The sequence below is a fragment of the Butyrivibrio hungatei NK4A153 genome, assembly GCF_000424465.1.
In the GTDB taxonomy this organism is placed as follows: Bacteria; Bacillota; Clostridia; order Lachnospirales; family Lachnospiraceae; genus Butyrivibrio; species Butyrivibrio hungatei_A.
Genome location: NZ_AUJY01000001.1, coordinates 203891 through 226803 on the forward strand (window position 1 = coordinate 203891; position 22913 = coordinate 226803).

At 42.0% G+C, this 22913-nt stretch carries 20 protein-coding genes; all 20 read left to right on the forward strand.

The genetic code is table 11. From position 1 onward, the window contains the following. Window positions 1-118: 118 nt before the first annotated feature. Window positions 119-385: a 30S ribosomal protein S15 gene (rpsO, locus tag G628_RS0100955; RefSeq protein WP_024864377.1), complete on the forward strand. Its 267-nt coding sequence runs from the start codon at window positions 119-121 to the stop codon at window positions 383-385. A gap of 195 nt (window positions 386-580) precedes the next feature. Next, entirely contained in the window at window positions 581-2668 is a 2088-nt protein-coding gene (locus G628_RS0100960; protein WP_026655176.1) for a polyribonucleotide nucleotidyltransferase, read from the forward strand. 165 nt (window positions 2669-2833) lie between these two features. Then, window positions 2834-4438 (forward strand): peptide chain release factor 3, encoded by a 1605-nt coding sequence (locus G628_RS0100965; protein ID WP_026655174.1) that lies wholly within the window; start codon window positions 2834-2836, stop codon window positions 4436-4438. A gap of 145 nt (window positions 4439-4583) precedes the next feature. Further along, window positions 4584-6365 (forward strand): transglutaminase domain-containing protein, encoded by a 1782-nt coding sequence (locus G628_RS17820; protein WP_196803684.1) that lies wholly within the window; start codon window positions 4584-4586, stop codon window positions 6363-6365. Between the two features lie 33 nt (window positions 6366-6398). Beyond that, window positions 6399-7841, forward strand: a complete 1443-nt coding sequence (locus tag G628_RS0100975) for a transglutaminase domain-containing protein (protein ID WP_026655172.1) — start codon at window positions 6399-6401, stop codon at window positions 7839-7841. A gap of 147 nt (window positions 7842-7988) precedes the next feature. Beyond that, window positions 7989-8342 carry an Asp23/Gls24 family envelope stress response protein gene (locus tag G628_RS0100980; RefSeq protein ID WP_026655171.1) on the forward strand — a complete coding sequence of 118 codons (354 nt, stop codon included), beginning with the start codon at window positions 7989-7991 and terminating at the stop codon, window positions 8340-8342. A gap of 25 nt (window positions 8343-8367) precedes the next feature. Beyond that, window positions 8368-8769 carry a transcription antitermination factor NusB gene (gene nusB, locus G628_RS0100985; protein ID WP_026514247.1) on the forward strand — a complete coding sequence of 134 codons (402 nt, stop codon included), beginning with the start codon at window positions 8368-8370 and terminating at the stop codon, window positions 8767-8769. Then, window positions 8759-9979 (forward strand): exodeoxyribonuclease VII large subunit, encoded by a 1221-nt coding sequence (gene xseA, locus G628_RS0100990; protein WP_026655170.1) that lies wholly within the window; start codon window positions 8759-8761, stop codon window positions 9977-9979. Before nusB ends, xseA begins: the two co-directional genes overlap by 11 nt. Before the next feature lie 14 nt (window positions 9980-9993). Then, on the forward strand, window positions 9994-10227 hold the full coding sequence (gene xseB, locus G628_RS0100995) for an exodeoxyribonuclease VII small subunit (protein WP_026655169.1): 234 nt from the start codon (window positions 9994-9996) through the stop codon (window positions 10225-10227). Next, window positions 10227-11171 carry a polyprenyl synthetase family protein gene (locus G628_RS0101000; RefSeq protein WP_027208253.1) on the forward strand — a complete coding sequence of 315 codons (945 nt, stop codon included), beginning with the start codon at window positions 10227-10229 and terminating at the stop codon, window positions 11169-11171. The genes xseB and G628_RS0101000 overlap by 1 nt, the downstream gene beginning before the upstream one ends. A gap of 6 nt (window positions 11172-11177) precedes the next feature. Further along, entirely contained in the window at window positions 11178-13028 is a 1851-nt protein-coding gene (dxs, locus tag G628_RS0101005; protein WP_026655166.1) for a 1-deoxy-D-xylulose-5-phosphate synthase, read from the forward strand. Window positions 13029-13034: 6 nt separating this feature from the next. Next, the gene (locus G628_RS0101010) at window positions 13035-13937 is read left to right on the forward strand and encodes a TlyA family RNA methyltransferase (RefSeq protein ID WP_026655165.1); all 903 of its coding nucleotides are present in this window, start codon (window positions 13035-13037) and stop codon (window positions 13935-13937) included. 28 nt (window positions 13938-13965) lie between these two features. Beyond that, the gene (locus G628_RS0101015) at window positions 13966-14817 is read left to right on the forward strand and encodes an NAD(+)/NADH kinase (RefSeq protein ID WP_026655164.1); all 852 of its coding nucleotides are present in this window, start codon (window positions 13966-13968) and stop codon (window positions 14815-14817) included. 32 nt (window positions 14818-14849) lie between these two features. Next, window positions 14850-15302 carry an arginine repressor gene (gene argR / locus G628_RS0101020; RefSeq protein ID WP_026655163.1) on the forward strand — a complete coding sequence of 151 codons (453 nt, stop codon included), beginning with the start codon at window positions 14850-14852 and terminating at the stop codon, window positions 15300-15302. Between the two features lie 16 nt (window positions 15303-15318). Next, complete coding sequence (gene recN, locus G628_RS0101025; protein ID WP_027208254.1) at window positions 15319-17019, forward strand: DNA repair protein RecN; 1701 nt, start codon at window positions 15319-15321, stop codon at window positions 17017-17019. A gap of 10 nt (window positions 17020-17029) precedes the next feature. Next, entirely contained in the window at window positions 17030-17674 is a 645-nt protein-coding gene (locus G628_RS0101030; protein WP_026655161.1) for a DUF1836 domain-containing protein, read from the forward strand. A 14-nt stretch (window positions 17675-17688) separates the two neighbouring features. Beyond that, window positions 17689-20118 carry an ATP-dependent helicase gene (locus tag G628_RS0101035; RefSeq protein ID WP_026655160.1) on the forward strand — a complete coding sequence of 810 codons (2430 nt, stop codon included), beginning with the start codon at window positions 17689-17691 and terminating at the stop codon, window positions 20116-20118. Window positions 20119-20347: 229 nt separating this feature from the next. Beyond that, window positions 20348-20614, forward strand: coding sequence for a hypothetical protein (locus tag G628_RS0101040; protein ID WP_051625188.1), 267 nt, complete (start codon window positions 20348-20350; stop codon window positions 20612-20614). A 9-nt stretch (window positions 20615-20623) separates the two neighbouring features. Further along, window positions 20624-22027 carry a 23S rRNA (uracil(1939)-C(5))-methyltransferase RlmD gene (rlmD, locus tag G628_RS0101045; protein ID WP_027208255.1) on the forward strand — a complete coding sequence of 468 codons (1404 nt, stop codon included), beginning with the start codon at window positions 20624-20626 and terminating at the stop codon, window positions 22025-22027. 445 nt (window positions 22028-22472) lie between these two features. Beyond that, complete coding sequence (locus tag G628_RS19390) at window positions 22473-22631, forward strand: zinc-ribbon domain-containing protein (RefSeq protein WP_207637983.1); 159 nt, start codon at window positions 22473-22475, stop codon at window positions 22629-22631. Window positions 22632-22913: the final 282 nt, after the last annotated feature.

The following is a 22913-nucleotide window of genomic DNA, read 5'->3' on the forward strand; positions in this document are numbered from 1 at the left end:
ACTTAGTTGCCTACCAATCTTAGGCACATCAACAGAACTACCTATACTCGGATATGGGATACTCCAACCCTTGTCTGTGTATCGGGCGGATTCATAAAATATTTTAAGGAGTGAAAAAATGATCACAAAAGAGAAGAAAACAGAAGTTATCAACAAGTTTGCGAGAAAAGCCGGAGATACAGGTTCACCGGAAGTTCAGGTTGCAATTCTTACAGAGAGAATTCAGGAGCTCAACGCTCACCTTCAGAAGAACCCTAAGGATCACCACTCAAGAAGAGGTCTTCTTAAGATGGTTGGTCAGAGACGTAGCCTTCTTGGATACCTTAAGAAGAAGGACATCGAAGCTTACCGTAAGCTTATCGCAGATCTTGGTTTGAGAAAGTAATCTGTAAAACAGAAAGGCGGGATGAGGCTGATGCAAATCGGCTTATTCCGTCTTTATTAATGTTTGGTACATGCGTTGTAATATGATCTAGGGCTTTCAAAGTTATAATATACGGTTCGATTCTTGCGAGGCGCATATTATGACCTTGAAACCCACGTATCATATTATTATTTAATGTGAGTGAAGGAGATTAAAATGGTTAAGACTTACACAATGGATCTTGCCGGACGTACTCTTAAAGTAGAGATCGGCAAAGTAGGTAAACAAGCTAATGGATGCGCATTTATGCAGTATGGTGACACAACAGTTCTTTGTACAGCTACAGCATCTGCAAAGCCCAGAGAAGGAATCGATTTCTTCCCTCTGAGTGTTGAATACAGTGAGAAATTCTATGCAGTGGGCAAGTTCCCCGGCGGATATAACAAGAGAGAGGGTAAGCCTTCTGAGAATGCTATCCTTACAAGCCGTGTTATCGACCGTCCTATGCGTCCTCTTTTCCCTAAGGATTACAGAAACGACGTTACGATCGAGACTATGGTAATGGCAGTTGACAATCAGTGCAGACCTGAGCTTGTAGCTATGCTCGGTGCATCTGTATCTGTATCAATTTCGGATATTCCTTTCGACGGCCCTTGTGCTATGACGCAGGTTGGTATGGTTGACGGTGAGCTTATCATCAACCCTACACAGGAGCAGTGGAATACAGGTGATCTTAAGCTTACTGTTGCATCAGTAGGACAGAAGGTTATCATGATCGAGGCCGGAGCAAACGAGATTCCTGAAGAGAAGATGAAGGAAGCCATCTACAAGGCTCATGATGTAAACCTTCAGATTATCGAATTCTTCAAGGGAATCGTAGCAGAGATCGGTAAGCCCAAGCATGAGTATACAAGCTGTGCTGTTCCCGAAGAGCTCTTTGCCGCAATCAAAGAGGTTGTTCCTCCCGAGGAGATGGAAAAGGCTGTATTTACAGACGATAAGCAGACAAGAGAGAACAATATCGCAGAGATTACAGATAAGCTTACAGAGAAGTTTGCAGAGAACGAAGAATGGCTTGCAATTCTCGGTGAGGCTATTTACCAGTATGAGAAGAAGACAGTTCGTAAGATGATCCTTAAGGATCACAAGAGACCTGACGGACGTGATATCAAGCAGATCAGACCTCTTGCAGCTGAGGTTGACATCATTCCCAGGGTACACGGAAGTGCTATGTTCACTCGTGGACAGACACAGATCTGTGACGTTACAACACTTGCACCTCTTTCAGAGGCACAGAAGGTTGAGGGACTTGATGAGTTCGCTTCAGATAAGAGATATGTACACCAGTACAATTTCCCTGCTTATTCAGTAGGTGAGACAAAGGTTTCAAGAGGACCCGGACGTAGAGAGATCGGACACGGTGCACTTGCAGAGAGAGCACTTCTTCCCGTTCTTCCAAGTCCTGAAGAGTTCCCTTATGCAATCCGTTGCGTATCAGAGACATTTGAGTCAAACGGATCTACATCAATGGCTTCAACTTGCGCATCATGTATGTCACTTATGGCTGCAGGTGTTCCCATCAAGAAGATGGTTGCAGGTATCAGTTGCGGTCTTGTAACAGGCGATACAGACGATGATTTCATCGTACTTACAGATATCCAGGGACTTGAAGACTTCTTCGGAGATATGGACTTCAAGGTAACAGGTACAAAAGACGGTATCACAGCTATCCAGATGGATATCAAGATTCACGGTCTTACAAAGCCTATCGTTGAGACAGCTATCGAGCAGTGCCGCGAGGCAAGATTCTTCATCATGGACGAGTGCATGAGCAAGGCTATTGCTGAGCCTCGTAAGGAAGTATCAAAGTATGCTCCCAAGATCGTATCTATTCAGATCGATCCCGAGAAGATCGGTGATGTTGTCGGACAGAGAGGAAAGACAATCAACGAGATCATCGCTCGTACAGGCGTTAAGATCGATATTACCGATGACGGTAAGGTTTCTGTATGCGGAGAGGATCAGGAGAAGCTTCAGCAGGCAATCGATATGGTAAATATCATTGTTACTGACTTCGAGAAAGGCCAGACCTTTACAGGAAAGGTAATCAGCATTAAAGAGTTTGGTGCATTCGTTGAGTTCGCTCCCGGAAAAGAGGGTATGGTCCATATCAGCAAGATTTCAAAGGAGAGAATCGACCGCGTAGAGGATGTTCTTACACTTGGTGATACAGTTAAGGTTGTATGCCTTGGCAAGGATAAGATGGGAAGAATCAGCTTCTCGATCAAGGACGCTAAAGACTGAACACTTGACAAGGTATTATCGAGTCTAGTGTGAAGCTTGTTCTGGCGAGCACTTCGTGCGAGAGCAGAACCTCCTTATGTCCTTGTAAAAAGAAACTATAGAATAAACAGATTTATGAGGTCGGGATGTTAATTCATGCCGACCTCATGTTGAGTAGAGGAAAAGATGAGCAATACAAAAGAAACAATCAATGAGATAAACAAGAGACGTACATTTGCGATTATTTCTCACCCTGACGCAGGTAAGACAACACTTACGGAGAAATTCCTTCTCTACGGTGGTGCGATCAATATGGCGGGAAGCGTTAAGGGAAAAGCAACTGCCAGACATGCCGTATCTGACTGGATGGAAATCGAGAAACAGCGTGGTATTTCTGTTACTTCTTCCGTACTTCAGTTTAATTATGAGGGATGTTGCATAAACATTCTTGATACACCGGGCCACCAGGATTTCTCTGAGGATACATACAGAACACTTATGGCTGCGGATTCTGCTGTCATGGTAATTGATGCAAGTAAGGGCGTTGAGGCACAGACAAGAAAACTCTTCAAAGTCTGCGCTATGAGCCATATTCCGATCTTTACTTTTATCAACAAGCTTGACCGTGATGCAATGGATACATTCGATCTTCTCGATGATATCGAGAATAACCTTGGAATCGCAACTTGCCCTATGAACTGGCCAATCGGTTCAGGTAAGAACTTCAAGGGAATATATGACAGAAGAGAAGGACATATCGTTACTTTCTCAGATACCCAGAAGGGTACCAAAGAAGGCAAGGAGACAATTATAGATCTTACCGATAAGGCAGGAATAGAATCACTTGTCGGAAACGATGCATTTGAGAAACTTCAGGGTGAGATTGAGCTTTTGGATGGGGCAGGAGCTGAATATGACCTTGAGAGAGTCAGAAAGGGAGAACTTACCCCCGTATTCTTCGGATCTGCTCTTCAGAACTTCGGTGTTGAACTCTTTTTGCATCATTTCCTTAAGATGGCTACTCCTCCTATGGGACGTTCGTCTGCAGACGGCGAAATGATCGATCCGCTTGAAAGAGACTTTACTGCATTTGTATTTAAGATTCAGGCCAATATGAATAAAGCTCACAGAGACAGAGTGGCATTTATGAGAATCTGTTCGGGAAGATATGATGCAAATAAGGAAGTTAAGCATGTCCAGAGTGGAAAGGTTATGCGCCTTTCACAGCCTCAGCAGCTTATGGCTGACGAGAGAAAAATTCTTAGCGAGGCATATGCCGGAGATATCATGGGCGTATTCGATCCGGGTATATTTGCTATCGGAGATACTGTTTGCATGCCTAAGGATAATGTTGTTTATCAGGGTATCCCAACATTCGCTCCGGAACATTTTGCACGAGTTCGTCAGGTCGACACAATGAAACGTAAACAATTTGTTAAAGGAATTTCACAAATTGCTCAAGAGGGTGCAATCCAGATATTTCAAGAGTTTAACACGGGTTTGGAAGAAATAATTGTTGGAGTTGTAGGAATTCTTCAATTTGATGTCTTGAAATTTAGGTTACAAAGCGAGTACAATGTAGATATCATTCTAGAAAATCTTCCATACGAACACATCAGATGGGTGGACAACGATAACATAGATATGGCCTCTATTATCGGCACTTCTGACATGAAAAAGATAAAAGATATGCATGACAGACCACTCCTTTTATTTGTTAACGAATGGAGTGTTGGAATGACAATGGAAAGAAATGAGGGATTAAAACTTTCAGAATTTAAGAGAAACTAAGTAGTACAAGCAACGCAACGGGGGTAATTTATTGAGGATACGCTTAAGAGGAAAGAGAAAAAATGAGGAAAATTATGATTTAATAGTTAAGAAAAACTTAATATGGACGAAAGAAATAAGTTGCAAATTATTAAGATACGCAACAGTGTTCGGAATTGTAGTAGCAACATCAATGTCTTTATGTGGATGTGATTACAGTGATATGGAAGCATATTATGACCTGCTTGAAGATATCGACACAGATAAAGACATTGATATTTCAAAGATTCTTGACGAGAATGATATATCTACGGATGATCTGGAAGATATAAGTGATCTCCTGAATCAGCTCGATGATTCATCTAAAGATAATTCTGACGAGGGGAAGAAAGATGATTCTGATGATGATAAGTTTTCCGATTTAGATCTTAATTTTGACTGCAACAAAGACAAAGATTGCAATAACAATGATTGCAATGACGGCAGTACCTGTGATAAAGACAGCGACTGTAACAAAGACAAAGATTGTAACAAAGACAAAGATTGTAACAAGGATGATGCCGGTGATCAGAGCACAGAATGTGACAAAGACAAAGAAAAAGATACCGGTGACGATAGGAAGAAAGATACCGATAAAAATAAGGATTGCGATCCGAACAAAGATTCTACAGAAAACACTGACAGTGAACAAGACACTGATAATAATGATGAGGCCAATAAAGAAGACACTGACAGTGCAAACAATGAGCATAGCTCAGATAAGCCTGACGATTCCAAGGGCAATGTCAGCGACCAGAATGGTGGCGAACCGCTTCCGGATGACGGAAGACCTAAGATGGATGCAGCGTATGAAGCTTCATACAGAGGCTTTGACGATGATTATACAAGAAAGAATCGTGAAGCTGCAGGAATTACCGATGCAAGCATTGACGAGCTTAAGAAGCAGCAGGAAGGTTATTACGCATACAGCAGATTAAGTGATGCGGGAAAGACTCTTTATGTTGAACTTCTTCAGATTATCAATAAAGAGGCAAATGAAATATTTGTTTCTACAAGAGATCCAAATGCAATACAGCTCGCTTTTGATTATCTAATGATGGATCATCCGGAGATATTCTGGGTGAACGGCTACCGTTATGTAAAACATTTTACAAATAACGGAGGAATTGATAAGCTTGCTTTTACAGGAGTTTATACATATGATTTAAATGAAGTTGCAAATAGGCAGGCAAAGATGCAGGGATATATCGATACATGTCTTGCAGGTGCACCTTCAACTGAAGATGAATATTTTGTCGTAAAATATATTTATGACTATCTAATAGCTAATACTGAGTATGATCTCAGAGCTCCTGACAATCAGAATATTTGCTCTGTATTCCTTAACGGAAAGACAGTTTGTAGCGGATATGCAAGAGCTTCGCAGTATTTGCTTAATAAACTTGGAATTAAGTGTACATACGTTACAGGAATGGCTGATAACGGATCCGGAAGTTCTGGACTTCATGCGTGGAACCTTGTAAGATGTAACGGTGATTATTATTACATGGATACAACCTGGGGAGATACAGGAATAACTTCACGCGATGGAAAGCCCAGAATCAATTATGATTATCTGTGCGCTACAGAAGCAGCAATGAGTGTCAATCACAAGCTTTCTGACAGAATTGATTATCCTGATTGTACAAGTACAAAGGATAGCTACTATGTAAGGGAAAACCGTTACATGGAAAGCCCGAATCTCACTCAGGTGGAAGAAATTTTCGCACAGGAATATGAATCGGGAAGCGATAATGTTACAGTAAAATGTGAATCTAAGGATACATATAATTCACTGTATGAACAGCTTATAAAAGATGGAGCTGTATATGATTACCTTCAGGGTGATAAGAAGCTTTCATATACGCTTTTCGAAGATAGTAATACTATTGCCATCTGGCTTAATTAAAGCAGAATAATATGGCGTAGGTGAGGGGACATTTTGAAAAATATCTTGGTTAATAAGATAAAGTTTAAAGGCATACATGCAAAAATGGTTGTGGTTATTGCCACGGTTGCTATAGCATCTACATTTTTGTGTGGTTGTGAGTATTTTGACATTGATGAATTACTGAAAACATTTGATCTGTCGGATTACGATTATGACGATTCGACATTTCTAGAGTCAGATGAAACTGCTTCAGAGGATAAAGAGGCCGCCGACGAAGCAGCGGAAGAAGGTAGTGATTCTTTGGATTCAGGGATATCCAGTAAGATAAAAGACCCTGAAAACTTCGACTTTTCATCATTCTACAAAAAGTTCTTTGATACGGACACGGACGGTGATGTAAAAAAAGTTCGTGAAGCAGCGGGACTTACCGATGAAAATTTAAAAAAGGTTATGAAAGAGCAGGAAGGAAACTATGCTTATGACAAGCTTACCGAGGCGGGCAGAACTCTTTATGCCGAACTGTATCTGGTTCTTACAAAAGAGTCCGAAGAGGTATATGTTTCCACAACAAGTGAACAGGCAATAGATATAGTTTTTAATTATCTGATGATCGACCATCCTGAAATATTCTGGGTGGAAGGCTATTCTTTTAAAAGGTATACTGTTGGTGATGTCACTGAGAAAATGGCTTTTTCGGGTCAATATACCTATGACCTTAAGGAAGTTGCCCAAAGAAAGAAAAAGATTGATAAATACGTGAATGAGTGCATTTCGGGTGCACCTTCATCCGACGATGATTATTTAAAGATCAAGTATATTTATGAGTATATTATCGCGAAAACGGACTATGTGTCCGGAGCGCCTGATAACCAGAATATTTGCTCTGTATTTATCGGAGGAGAGAGTGTATGTAGCGGATATGCCAAGGCTACGCAGTATTTGCTGAATAAGCTTGGTATTGAGTGCATAACTGTTTCCGGAACGGTAGATACAAGAACAACTTCAGATGCAAAACACTCGTGGAATCTGGTGCAATGTAATGGAAAATATTATTATATTGACACTACATGGGGTGATTCTTCATATCAGACGGTAAGTAGCGATAGTGAAAATGTTACAAACCTTCCGAGAGTAAATTACGAATATCTTTGTGTTACAACAGAGAATATATTGAGCAATCATAAGTTTTCGGATGTTATTGCACTTCCTGAATGTAATAGCATGGAGGACAACTACTATGTGAGAGAAGGCGCCTATTTTAATAATGACGATCTTGAACATGTCAGAGAACTGTTTGACAGACGCTACAGTGAAGGAAGCGAAAATGTTACGATAAAATGCGCAACGGAAGATGTATATAATCTGTTATTGGATAAATTGGTATCTAAAGGAGCCGTATTTGATTATCTCAGAGGCGGTTACGACAAAGATAACAAGAAAAATGTTCGTTATACGACATTTGAAGAAACCAAGACAATTATTTTCTGGTTGTGACAGGTAAACTATAACATTGTTGGTATTAGCGGTAATATCGTTAATGCCAACAATGTTTTTCTGTGCTTTAATATCGTAGGAAATTATTTATTTAACTGAGAAGTGTGGTATACTATGTAGAAAGACTTAATATGAGGTGAAAGTAATATGGGAAAAGAACTTGCGGAAATCGGAGCAGTAAAGATTGCCGATGACGTTTTAGCCAGAATAGCAGCCCTTGCAGCTCTTGAAGTTGACGGTGTATCCGCCATGGCAGGTAATTATACAAGCGATGTACTTGAAAAGGTAAGTCGCAAAAATCTTGCGAAGGGAGCCAAGGTTGTAGTGGGACAGACTCAGGTGAAAGTTGATCTTTCCCTTATGATGTCTTACGGATACAATATTCCTGCTACATGTCAGCAGGCTCAGACTCGTGTTCAGACAGCTATTGAGAACATGACAGGTCTTGAAGTTACTGACGTAAATGTTAGGATTGCCGGCATTACAATGCCAAAAGCATAAAAAATATCAGAGTGAGAGAAGAATGATGAACAGAAGCTTACTGAGAGAGCAGGTATTTAAACTGCTCTTTCGTGTTGAATTTAACCCTATGGAAGAAATGCCTGAACAGGAGGAGCTTTTTACCTCAACAAGTGACGACGATTTTTCCAAACAAGATGCTGATTATATCAGAGAAAAATATGAGAAGATAGCCGAGAAACTCGATGATATCGACAAGGCTATCAATGAGAAGACAAAGGGCTGGGACACAGATCGTATGGCCAAGGTTGAGCTTACAATAATAAGGCTTGCCGTATACGAGATTAAGCACGATGATTCTGTTCCTACCGGAGTTGCTATCAATGAGGCAGTTGAACTTGCAAAGAAGTTTGGACAGGACGGTTCACCCGCCTTTGTGAATGGAGTGTTAGCTAAATTTGCGGAGTGAATATACAGTCACACAAGTTAATGCCTATATAAAGAACATGTTTACTCAGGATTTCCTTTTGAGATCAATCACAGTCAAAGGGGAGATCAGTAATTGCAGGTACCACTCTTCGGGACACATCTATTTTACGATGAAGGATTCGGGTGGTGCCATTTCTTGTGTAATGTTTCGCGGAGACAGAGACAGGGGCGGCCTTAAGTTTCAGATGAAGGAAGGGCAGCAGGTCAAAGTTTCCGGAACTGTTGATGTATATGAAAGAGATGGCAAATATCAGCTCTATGCCAGAAATATCGAACTTGACGGCGAAGGAGCTCTTTTTGAGAAATATGAAGAGTTAAAGAAGAGATTGGCGGAATCCGGAATGTTTGCTGATGAATACAAGCAGCCCATTCCGACATATATAAAAACTCTTGGCGTAGTTACTGCTTCTACGGGAGCGGCTGTGCGGGATATTATCAATGTTGCCACCCGCAGAAATCCACATATTCAGATTATTCTTTATCCTGCCATCGTACAGGGAGATCAGGCTGCCGAGAGCATAGTCAGAGGAATCGAGACTTTATCGGAAATGCAGACTGATGTTATCATTGTCGGACGTGGCGGAGGTTCTATCGAAGATTTATGGGCTTTTAATGAGGAAATTGTTGCGGAAGCAATATTTAATTGCCCTGTTCCAATCATTTCAGCAGTCGGACATGAAACTGATACAACAATAGCCGATTACGTGGCGGACAGAAGAGCACCTACACCTTCAGCGGCAGCTGAGATTGCAGTGTTTGAGTATAGAAGATTTGTGCAGGATCTCGAAGACTATTCTTATACGCTGCAAAAGAGTATGAACAGGGTAATCGGTACACTTAAGCTAAAAGAGGCAAAGTACGCCGACAGTTTAAGGCACTTAAGTCCGATGGGCAGAATAAAGGAAAAGCTTCTCAGAATGGATAAGTTGCAGGATGCGATTCAGACTCTCATGGACAGAAAGATCATGGAAGCGCGTAACAGATTCATGGTCGATGCACAGAAATTAAAGGGTTTGTCGCCGCTTGAAAGGCTTATGGGAGGATATTCGTACACAGCGGATGAAAACGGTAAGAATGTTCGCAGCATTAATCAGGTAAAGAAAGGCGATGAATTATCAATATATGTAACCGACGGAGTTATAAAGGCGGAGGCTACAGAAACTACCGCTATAGACAGAAGTAACATATAACAGGGAGATGTTTTATGGCTGCCAAAAAGGAACAGAAAGAAAAAAACAACATATCTGTCGAGGAGGCTTTTTCCAAGATAGAAGAAAAGATACAGGCGCTTGAAAAAGATGATATATCTCTTGATGATTCTTTTAAAGAATATCAGGAAGGAATGACACTTATAAAGCAGTGCCATGAGATGATCGAGAGCGTAGAGAAAAAAGTACAGAAAATTGCAACGGATGGCAGTCTGGAGGATTTTGATTAATGTCACAAAATGATTTTAATGCCGAGCTTTCAAAGAGAGCTGAGCATGTGGAAGAGATATTAAAGAAGTTTCTTCCGAAAGAAGAAGGATATGCAAAGAAAGTAATCGAGGCTATGAATTACAGTCTTTTGGCAGGCGGAAAGAGACTCAGACCTGTCATGATGCTTGAATCATATAAACTTTTTGCAGGTGAAGATGCCGATGAGGCGGTGGTAGAGCCTTTCATGGCGGCAATGGAGATGATACATACGTATTCTCTTGTACATGACGATCTTCCTGCAATGGATAACGATGAATACAGAAGGGGAAGAAAGACAACACACGCCGTATATGGCGCGGGAATGGCAACGCTTGCGGGCGATGCGCTGCTCAACTTTGCTTTTGAGACAGCGATAAACGGCGCAGTTGCAGGGGAAAAGCTATCCTCTTATGACGGAGATACAGACAACAGATATTTTGCGGCGCTTAAAGTCTTGTCAAAAAAGGCCGGAATATATGGAATGGTCGGCGGTCAGTGTGCGGATATAATGGCTGAGAATGCGACCGGTGTTCCAAAAGACGAGATGAGTGATATACTTTCATATATAGACGAAAATAAAACTGCAGCGCTTATTGAGAGCAGTCTTATGGTCGGCGCGATCCTGGGCGGAGCCTCAAAGGATTCCGTTGCAGCTATGGAGAAAGCCGGAAGCTGCGTCGGAATAGCATTCCAGATTCAGGATGATATTCTTGATATAATCGGAGATCAGGAAGAGATTGGAAAGCCTGTGGGCTCCGATGAGAAGAACAATAAGAGCACGTATGTAAGCCTTAACGGCATGGAGGCTGCATCGGCAAAGGTAAAAGAACTGTCTGAAATGGCAGAGGAGATTTTGAAAAAACAGGGATTTGAGGATTCTTTTTTGGGTAATCTGTTTGATTCTCTGATCCACAGAAGGAAATGATATGTTATGTTACTTGAACTAATAAATAAAACCGGTGATATAAAGAAAATACCCCAGCAGAGATATCAGGAACTAGCAGGGGAAATACGCCATTTTTTGATCGAAAGCATCTCAAAAACAGGTGGACATCTTGCGTCCAATCTGGGTGCGGTCGAACTTACAATGGCACTTCATTTGGCACTTGACCTTCCAAAGGACAAGATTATATGGGATGTAGGCCATCAGGCATATACACATAAGATTCTTACCGGTAGAAAAGATAAATTTGATACACTCAGGCAGTTTGGGGGACTCAGCGGATTTCCCAAAAGATGTGAGAGCAGCACAGATTGTTTTGATACGGGACACAGTTCGACTTCCATATCGGCCGGACTTGGTATGGTAAAGGCAAGAGACCTTATGGGAGAGGATTATACCGTTGTGTCTGTTATCGGCGATGGATCGCTTACGGGCGGACTTGCCTATGAAGCGCTCAATAACGCATCAAAACTTGAGACAAACTTTATCATTATCTTAAATGACAATGAGATGTCCATTTCGGAGAGCGTCGGAGGAATGAAGAAATACCTCAACAGCGTTCGTACGGCAGACGGATATCTTAACCTCAAAGAGGATATTTATGCACAGCTTAGCAGTAATCACAAGGTTGTAAACGGTATCAGAAGGGCTAAGAACAGTTTCAAACAGCTCTTTGTACCGGGAATGGTATTTGAGAATCTTGGAATTACTTATCTGGGCCCCGTAGACGGACATAACGTCGCAAGCCTTGAGAAGACCATAAAAGAGGCTAAAAAGGTCAAGAAAGCGGTTATGATACACGTTATGACCAAGAAAGGTATGGGATACGGCCCTGCAGAGAGACATCCTGCAAGATTCCACGGAACCGAGCCGTTTATCGTTGAGAACGGACTTCCGAGAAATCCCAGAACCACAGCCAATTATCAGGACATTTTCAGCACTGTAATGTGTAAGCTCGGTGCGAGAAATGCCAAGGTTGCAGCGATCACTGCGGCAATGGCGGACGGAACCGGACTTAAGAGATTCAGAAATATGTATCCCGACAGATTTATCGATGCGGGAATTGCAGAGGAACATGCGGTAACATTTGCGGCAGGAATGGCAGCAGGAGGATATAAGCCTGTATTTGCGGTTTATTCATCATTCCTTCAGAGAGCGTATGACCAGATACTTGAGGATGTATGTCTTCAGAAACTCCCGGTTGTCTTTGCAATTGACAGAGCGGGACTTGTCGGAAGCGACGGAGAGACCCACCAGGGTATTTTTGATGTCGCATTCCTTTCATCGATGCCGAATATGCACATAATGGCGCCCAAGAATAAATGGGAGCTTTCGGATATGCTTAAGTTTGCGGTAGATTTTGATATGCCGATCGCAGTCAGATATCCGAGAGGAAATGCTTACGACGGGCTCAAAGATTTCAGGGCACCCGTAAAGCTTGGTAAGTGCGAACCACTTTATGAAGAGAAAGACATCTGTCTTCTTGCACTCGGATCTATGGTAAAGATAGGCGAGGAAGTGCGTAAGATCCTTAAAGACAGAGGGCTTAACTGCAGTCTTGTAAATGCACGCTTTTACAAGCCTATAGATACTGATTACATCAAGGCGGCTTCACACAGCCACAAGCTCTTTGTCACAATGGAGGAGAATGTCCTTACAGGCGGCTTTGGTGAGAAAGTCAGAGAATATGTCGATACAAACAGAATTGATGCGAGTGTGCTTAATATTGCGATCCCCGATCAGTTCGTTACACACGGAAGTGTCGACAAGCTCAGAAGTGAGCTTAAGATAGATGCAGATTCTATCGCAGAAAGAATTATGAATGAATTGCACAGGTAATGATATATGGCAAAAGAAAAGGAAAGACTGGATGTCCTTCTTGTAAACAGAGGACTTGCAGTTTCCAGAGAAAAAGCAAAAACACTTATAATGGCAGGTGACGTTTTTGTAAACGGACAGAGGGAGGATAAGCCCGGAACCACCTTTGAGGAGAGCAAGATAAAGACTCTTGAAGTAAAGGGTGATACTCTTCCTTACGTCAGCAGAGGTGGACTGAAGCTTGAGAAAGCAGTCAATAATTTCGGATTTTCTTTGGAAAAGAAGATCTGCATGGATATAGGTGCTTCTACAGGCGGCTTTACGGATTGTATGCTCCAGAACGGCGCCAGCAAGGTGTATTCCGTAGATGTCGGACACGGACAGCTTGACTGGAAGCTTAGAAGCGATGACAGAGTCGTTTGCATGGAGAAGACCAATTTCAGATATATGGTAAGAAACGATATTGATGACGATCTTGATTTTGCGTCATGTGATGTTTCTTTTATCTCACTTACGAAAATACTTCTTCCTGCCAGAAAGCTTCTGAAAGACGGGGGCGAAATGGTATGCCTTATTAAGCCCCAGTTTGAAGCAGGCAAGGAAAAAGTCGGTAAAAAAGGTGTTGTAAGAGAGCCTAAGGTACACGAAGAAGTGGTTCACAGGATCACGGATTTTGTGGATATAGCGGGATTTGAAGTTTTGCATCTTGATTTTTCCCCTATAAAGGGACCTGAGGGAAATATTGAGTATCTTATACATATAAGAAAAAATCCCGATGCCGATGAGAGAGTTATGGAACTTACGGAGGCAGAGGGTGAAAAAATCTTAAAAGAGACAGAAGTAAGAGGAGATGGATTCTCACATACTCCTGAGATGGAGAAGCTTATTTCCGAGACTGTCATGAGGGCGCATGGCAAATTAGACAATTAAGTCATCAAGTTATGCGGCGGGAGAAGATATGGAACGGTTTTGTATTGTTACGAATAAGAGTAAAGACCTGAACCTTGAAGTTACCGGTCATATCAAGGACTATCTTATTAGTCACGGTAAACAGTGCGTTGTAGCGGATTGTGCCACCGGGCTTTCAAAAGAATCAAATGCCATCGGCAGAGAATTTATGAGTTATATTCCTGAAGATACGGATTGCTGTATTGTTCTCGGAGGAGACGGAACCATGCTCCAGGCGGCAAGAAGCGTTGCGTTTCAGGATATACCGCTTCTGGGTGTCAATCTCGGAACTTTGGGATATCTTGCCGAAGTTGAAAAGAGCGGCATTGACGAGGCTATGTCACGTTTTTTGGCAGGCGATTATTATGTTGAAGACAGGATGATGCTTCGTGGTGTCATAGGAGACAGAAAAGATTATGCTCTGAATGACATTGTAATAAGCAGGGCTTCGGATATACAGGCCATAGATTACAATATTTATGTAAATGACCTTTTGCTTTACAGCTACCATGCCGATGGAATTATCATCTCGACTCCGACCGGTTCTACAGGATATAATATGTCAGCAGGAGGCCCTATTGTGGAGCCCTCGGCTAATATGATTCTTTTAACACCAATATGTCCGCATACGCTCAATTCGAGAAGTATGGTGCTTTCGGCAGATGCAAAGATTGAAGTTGAACTCCTTCCGGGACGCGGCAAACGCAATCCCAAGGTGGTCGCTGCTTATGACGGCAGCGGAGCAATCGAGCTTAATGCCGGAGATAAGATGGTGATCAATAAATCAAAGAAGATAACCAAGATTGTTAAATTTAACAGAGTAAGCTTTTTGGAAGTTCTGGGTAAAAAATTCAGTATGTAATAAAAAAGAGATTGGGGGATGATTGTCCGACGATGAAAAAGAACAGACAAGATAAGATTATCGAAGTCATTGCTAAAAACGTGGTAGAGACGCAGGAACAGCTGGTATCTCTTTTAAATCAGGAGGGATACAAGGTTACGCAGGCTACTGTCTCAAGAGATATCAGGAAACTTAAGCTTACCAAGCAGGTAAACGAAGAAGGTATTTCCAAATATGTATATACGACTGCCGGACCTGAAGTTATGCAGAGCAAGTATGTCAGCGTTTTGAGAGCCGGATTTTTGAGCATGGATGTTGCGGAGAATCTCCTTGTTGTAAAGACTGTTTCCGGAATGGCTATGGCACTTGCTACGGCTATAGATTCATTGGAGTTTAAGGAGATAGTCGGATGTATCGCGGGCGATGATACCATTATGATCGCAATAAAGAGCAAAGCGGAAGCAATGAATGTCATGGAAAGACTTCATGAAATGATGCAGCAATAACACAGAGTGGGGAAATATGTTATATAGTTTACATGTAAAGAACCTTGCCCTTATCAAAGAACAGGAAATTGAGTTTTCCAAAGGGCTTAATATTTTGACCGGAGAAACAGGTGCGGGTAAGTCTGTTGTCATCGGATCTGTCAATCTTGCTCTTGGCGCAAAGGCGGATCCTTCACTTATAAGAACAGGCGAAGAATATGCACTTGTTGAGCTTGTGTTTGGCGTAGAGAACGATCTTCAGAGGAAACTCCTGGAAGAACTTGAGATTCCCGTGGAGGAAGACGGGACACTTGTTATTCAGAGAAAGATCATGCAGGGCAGGAGTACTTCAAAAGTATCCGGCGAAACTGTCACAGCCAAGCAGCTCAAAGACATTTCAAATATTCTTATAAACATTCACGGGCAAAACGACCATCAGGAACTACTTCACAAGAAAAAGCATATAGAGATACTTGATAATTATTGCTTGGACGATCTGAACGGACTTTTTGAGCTTCTTTCAGAAGAATATTCCAAAATGAAGGAGCTTGAGAAGAAACTTTCGGAGACCGATATTGATGAAAATACCAGACTTCGTGAGACCGAACTTCTTGAGTATGAGGTAAAAGAGATATCAGAGGCCGAGCCGGTTATCGGCGAGGATGAGAAGCTTGAGACTGCCTATAGGAAAATGGTAAACGGGCGTAAGATATCAGAGGCTGCGAATATTGCTCTTAATCTTACGGGATCGGGAGAAATGGAAGAGAGTGCTTCGGATGCTGTCGGAAGGGCTGTAAGAGAACTTACATCCGTTGTTTCGTATGACAGCGAGCTGGAAGGTCTTTTATCCCAACTTTCGGATGTGGAGAGTCTTTTGACCGACTTTAATCATGCTCTTTCAGGCTATCTTGACGGGCTTGAGTTCGACGACGAAGAGTTCAGGACTACGGAAGACAGATTAAACATAATAAATCATCTTAAGGATAAATACGGCGGAAGCATTGAGCAGGTCTTAAAGAGCCTTGAAGAAAAAGAGGAGAGGCTTAAGGCGATATCAGATCTTGATGCGCACAGAGACAGACTTAAGAAGGATTATGAAGAGAGTTTTGACAAGGTAAAAGAGCTTTGCGAAAAGATATCAAAGGTAAGAAGGGAAGGCGCAAAGAGTCTTCAGGAGAAACTGAAGGAAGCGCTTATCGACCTGAATTTCCTTGATGTCAGATTCGAGATAGATATAGAGAGCAGCGACGACAAGATTTCTTCAAGGGGATATGATGAGGCGCAGTTTATGATCTCAACAAATCCCGGCGAGGCGCTCAGACCGCTTGATCAGATAGCGAGCGGCGGTGAGCTTTCTAGGATCATGCTTGCGCTTAAGACTGTTGTTGCGGACAGAGATGATATCAGCACGCTCATCTTTGATGAGATTGACGCGGGTATAAGCGGAAGAACGGCATGGAAGGTGTCACAAAAGCTCGGAGAACTTTCAGCAAATCATCAGATAATCTGTATCACGCATCTTCCGCAGATTGCGGCAATGGCGGATACACATTATATGATTGAAAAGGGACTTGACGGTGGAAGGACGGTCACATCCATTTACGCTCTTTCCGAAAAGCTGTCGGAGAAGGAACTTGGAAGGCTTCTCGGAGGCGATGAACTCACCGAGGCGACTCTTTTAAATGCACGTGAAATGAAACAGATGGCTCTTGAGAAAAAAGCTTTATTAAAGGCATGAGGAACAAATAATGACTATAGATAATGACGACCTTATCAACAGTGTGATAGCGTCACTTGGCAGAATAAATGCTATTTCGCTGGATGACATCCCAAATATTGACCTGTATATGGATCAGCTCACCACATTTATGGATGAGCGTCTTAAGAGGTCAACACGTCATCCCGACACGGATAAGATACTTACTAAGACAATGATAAATAACTATGCAAAGAACGATCTTTTGCCGCCTCCCATTAGGAAGAAGTATTCAAAAGATCATATCATTTTGCTTATTTTTATTTATTATCTTAAAAATATCTTGTCGATAAACGACATACAGACTTTGCTTGAACCTTTAAAAGAAAGATTTCATGTAAGCGATGATGAGCTTAATCTCGGAAGTATCTATGAGCGTGCTTTTGCGCTTCAGGAAGAGGAACTTGAACCTGTTATAGAAGATCTTAAGAAAAAGTACGAGAGATCGCTTGAGACATTTGATGATGCAGGACTTTCCGAAGAAGAAGAGAAAAGGATGCAGATGTTTTCTTTTATTATTCTTCTTTCATACGATGTATATGTAAAAAAGCTTCTGATCGAGAAGATAATAGACAACACCATGGACAAAGAATCCAAGGATAAAGAGAAAACTCCAAAGGAAAAGAAAAAGAAGTAAGGATTTATTTATAGATGGGAATATACGATACACTTAATTCACAGCAGAAAAAGGCTGTTCTTCAGACAGACGGCCCTGTGCTTATTCTTGCGGGAGCAGGATCGGGTAAGACCAGGGTTTTGACTCACAGGGTTGCTTATCTTATTGATGAGTGCGGAGTAAATCCCTGGAATATCATGGCAATCACATTTACAAATAAGGCAGCGGGAGAGATGAGAGAAAGGGTCGATAAGATTGTCGGCTTTGGCGCAGAGAGTATCTGGGTTTCAACTTTCCATTCAAGCTGCGTTAAGATACTCAGAAGATACGCTGACAGGATCGGCTTCGGGAACAATTTTACAATCTATGATACGGATGATTCCAAGAGCCTTATGAAGGATATCTGCAAAAAGTATCAGCTCGAGACCACTCAGCTTAAGCTTAAGAGAATCATGGGAAGCATATCCACATGCAAGGACAATCTTGTTACGCCTGAGGAATATGCTCTCAATACGCAGAATGACTTTATTAAAGTCAGGATATCCAAGGCATACACTGAGTATCAAAACGCTCTTAAAAAGAACAATGCGATGGATTTTGACGATCTTATCATGAAGACGGTCGAACTCTTTAAGACAAATCCGGATGTTCTTGACAGTTATCAGGAGCGCTTTAAGTACATAATGGTCGATGAGTATCAGGATACAAACAATGCACAGTTTGAGCTTATCCGTGTACTTGCCGATAAGTACAGAAACCTTTGCGTTGTAGGTGACGACGATCAGAGTATCTATCGCTTCAGAGGCGCTAATATCAGGAATATTCTTGATTTTGAGAAGGTTTATAAAGACGCCGTTGTCATTAAATTAGAGCAGAACTACAGGTCGACGCAGCAGATCCTTGATGCGGCAAATGCGGTTATCAGCAATAACGGAGGTCGCAAGGAGAAAGCTCTTTGGACTGAAATTAAAGACGGCGATATCGTTAAATTAAAGCAGTTTGATACAGCTTATGATGAAGCTGAATTTATTGCGAGCGACATTGGTAAGCTTAAGAGAAACGGGAAGCTTAACTACAGTGATACGGCAATCCTGTATAGGACAAATGCCCAGTCACGACTTATAGAAGAGCGTTTTGTCGTTGAAGGAATTCCTTATGATATAGTAGGCGGAACGAATTTCTATGCAAGACGCGAGATAAAAGATCTTTTGGCATACCTTAAAACGATTGATAACGGTCTTGATGATGTTGCGGTAAGAAGAATCATCAATGTTCCCAAGAGGGGCATCGGTCAGACCACTGTGGATTATGTTCAGGCTTATGCCGATGAGAGGCAGATAAGCTTTTATGATGCTCTTTGCGAAGCGGACCAGATAATGGCTGTTTCGAGGAGCGTAAGTAAGCTTAGTGACTTTGTTACAATGATAAGAGCGTTCAGAACCAAGATGAAGACTTATTCGCTTGAGGAGCTCTTAAAGGATGTTATCGATGTCATAGGGTATATGGATTATCTTAAGACTTTGGATGACGATGAGAATGAAGACAATGACAGGGCGCAGAACGTGGACGAGCTTATTTCCAAGATAGCTGCGTATGAGGAAAATATGGAGGAAGAGGAACCTACTCTTTCGGGATTCCTTGAAGAGGTTGCTCTTGTTGCGGATATAGACAGGATTGGTGAGGACAATGAGAAAGTTCTTCTTATGACTCTTCACAGTGCCAAGGGACTTGAGTTTGAGCACGTATATCTTGCCGGAATGGAAGAGGGAGTTTTCCCTTCATATATGGCACTTGCTACCGAGGATGCGGATCCTGAGGGTATCGAGGAAGAGAGAAGACTTTGCTATGTTGGAATTACAAGAGCCAAGAGGCATTTGACACTCACTGCAGCAAAGAGAAGGATGGTTCGCGGAGAGACGCAGTTTAATCGTCTCAGCAGATTTATTTCCGAGATTCCTTATACGATGATCGAAAGATCGGGTGCCGAGAGTAAGCCGGAATTTCTTTTCGATGACGGTGATACGATCGATGATTATGAGAGTGTTGAAGATACTTTCGGAAGTTCAAATTCCGGGATCAAGGCGTCTTATGCCAAGGAATTTGGCGCAGGTTCTTCGGGCAAGCATGTTGTCGGAAGGTCGGAGCTTGCAAATACATACAGGATAAAGGCAGTGCCTAAGCCGCCTAAGAAGGAGAAAAGGGCTGTTCCGTCAGAAAAGCCTTATATCGCATCTGCGGCGAAGACTTATGCAAGAGGTTCTCTTGCAGGTCTTTCCAAGGGAATGCCTACAACGGGCGGAAAGCCTGAGTACGGCGTGGGAGATAAGGTCAGTCATATAAAGTATGGCGTCGGCGTTGTTACTTCGCTTGAACAGGGACCAAGAGATTACAAGGTTACCGTTAATTTTGATGAATGCGGACAGAAGATTATGTACGCTGCATTCGCCAAGCTGAAGAAAATCTGAATAAGGTTTGGTATTGTGGTATACTGAATGATATAGGGTATCAAAGTCAATAATACGTACATGCTTGCATGTTAAGTATTATGACTTTGATAGCCGAACAAACATGAGAAAATAGCAATTTGCTATGCAAATTAGCGTTTTTCGAATGTTTGTAGAATTGCGAGAATGACGTATGTCATGGAGCAATTCGTATATATATACTAATTTTCCTATGAGAAAGGGGTCACTTATGGAAGTGAAATCTAAGATTGACGATATTATTGAAATGACACGAATTAACGAACTTCTCGATAAGAGAGCGGCTGCAAATGCAAAGAAGCCTTCCAACGTGATTCTGTGGGTGCTTGCGGTTATCGGCTCTGTATCGGCAGTTGCCATCATTGCTTATATGGTATACCGCTACATGACACCGGCTTACGAAGATGATTTCTACGATGATGATTTTGATGACTTCGACGATGATTTCGATGACGAAGAATTTATGAGAGAAAGCTAAGAACAGGCCGTGAAGAAAAAAGAAGTTATATCAGGAACAGTTAAAAGAGTGGAATTTCCCAATAAGGGAATAATTGAGACCCCGGAGGGAAAGGTCGTCGTTAAGGGCGTCCTTCCCGATCAGAAGGTCTCTGTACAAATTCAAAAAGTGAGAAAAGACAGAGCTGAGGGAAGACTTCTCGAAGTTTTGGAAGAATCTCCGGACTACGTTGAAAGCCCCTGCATCCATTTCGGGAAATGCGGAGGCTGTAGTTATCTTACCATGCCTTACGTAAAGCAGCTCGGACTCAAGGAACAGCAGGTAAGAAGTATACTTAAGCCTGCCATTGAGAGACAGAGCTCAAAAGTTACCTGGGAAGGCATAAAGACCAGCCCCGTAAAATTTGCATACAGAAATAAGATGGAGTTCAGCTTCGGTGATGAAGTCGTAGGCGGACCTCTTTGTCTTGGTATGCACAAAAAAGGAAGTTTTTATGACATCGTGACTGTCTCGGGATGCCGTATTGTTGACGATGATTACAAGGCAATTCTGAGCGCTACGCTTGATTATTTCACTCCCATGTATGAGAGGAAGGAAATATCTTTTTATCACAGAATGAAGCAGGAGGGCTATTTGAGGCACCTGCTTGTAAGACGTGCCGTAAAGACGGGAGATATTCTTGTTGATCTTATCACTACGACAAAGGAAGAACACAATCTTGAGGGATTTAAGGACGCACTTCTTAATCTTAGCTTAAACGGCAGGATTGTGGGCATTCTTCATACTAAGAATGACAGTCTTGCGGATGCGGTCATAGACGAGGGTACCGAGATTCTTTTCGGTCAGGATTATTTCTATGAATACCTTTTGGGACTTAAATTTAAGATCAGTCCGTTTTCGTTCTTTCAGACGAACAGCCTGAGCGCGGAAGTCCTGTACAAGACCGTCCGCGGATATATCAAGAGCCTGTACGATCAGGGCAAGATCGGAAACGATGGGGTTATCTTTGACCTGTACTCCGGAACCGGCACAATTGCCCAGCTTCTTGCACCCGTTGCCAACAAGGTTATCGGTGTCGAGATTGTCGAGGAAGCTGTTGAGGCTGCCAAAGAGAACGCGCGGCTCAACCATCTGGACAATTGCCACTTCATCGCAGGTGATGTGCTCAAAGTCCTTGATGAGATCGAAGAAAAGCCCGATCTTATTATTCTCGATCCGCCCCGCGACGGAATCAATCCTAAGGCACTCACCAAGATTATCGGCTACGGCGTGCCATATATTATTTACGTTTCGTGCAAGCCTACAAGCCTTGCACGAGACCTTGAGATACTTCAGGAGAATGGATACGTCATGACCAGGGCTGTCGCTCACGATCAATTCCCCTGGACGAGCCATGTTGAGACGGTCGTATTGCTGACAAAGACAACCGCATAACCATGCGGGTTTGAGGCGATTTTAGAAGGAAACATGTCGACTAAAATCGAAGTAAAAATTATGTACTTTTAGCGGACAATGAACTTTGGGGGATAGGCAAAAAGACCTATCTGCGGACAATGTTGTTGTACGCAGATATATAAGGATTTTACATCGTACGCCAAGATGTATCTTGATGGCTTTTGAGGAAGATAACTCCGCGGAGAGGTATCGAGAAGAGGCATAGATATTGGCGGACATGAAAAAAGGATTGAGAGCTCACCATATTGTGGTGGGCTTTATTTTTTTGGACGGAGCTAGAATACAAGTAGTACGGTTCATCTGAAAAAATAAATAGATCTTAATAGTATTTTAATAGAAATAGAATTGTATACAAATGTACTAGGTATTTTGCCAGGGCCCTATTGTTCATTTATCCCATATATGAGTAATAATGCTTTTTGCAATGGTAGTTACACCACGTGATGTCACACCAAATTCTGCAATGAAAGTTTATTGGACGTGTCCTATTTGCAATAATGTTTGGAGTGCGAAAATATTAAATAGGAATCATGGAAGTGGTTGTCCTGAATGTTATAAAAACTCACGGAAAAAGAGAGACTAAGACTCTGATAGAACTATAAAAATTATCCTGTATATTTGCATGTTTTTTGTTTCGCTTTATGCTATTTTCATTTCAGTCAAAGCGTTTAAGCTTTTGAAGGTTGGTGAAAGAAAATAAGTTTACGATGGCAATGTTTAGTGAGCGTTGAAAATGAGTATTAAATATCTCGATTATATTGTAATAATATACTCAAAATCAACTTGACAGTATGATTTTGATGAGTTAAGTTTAGAATAGGTACGATAATACAGGAAATACAAGAAGAAATATACTGAAATTAAA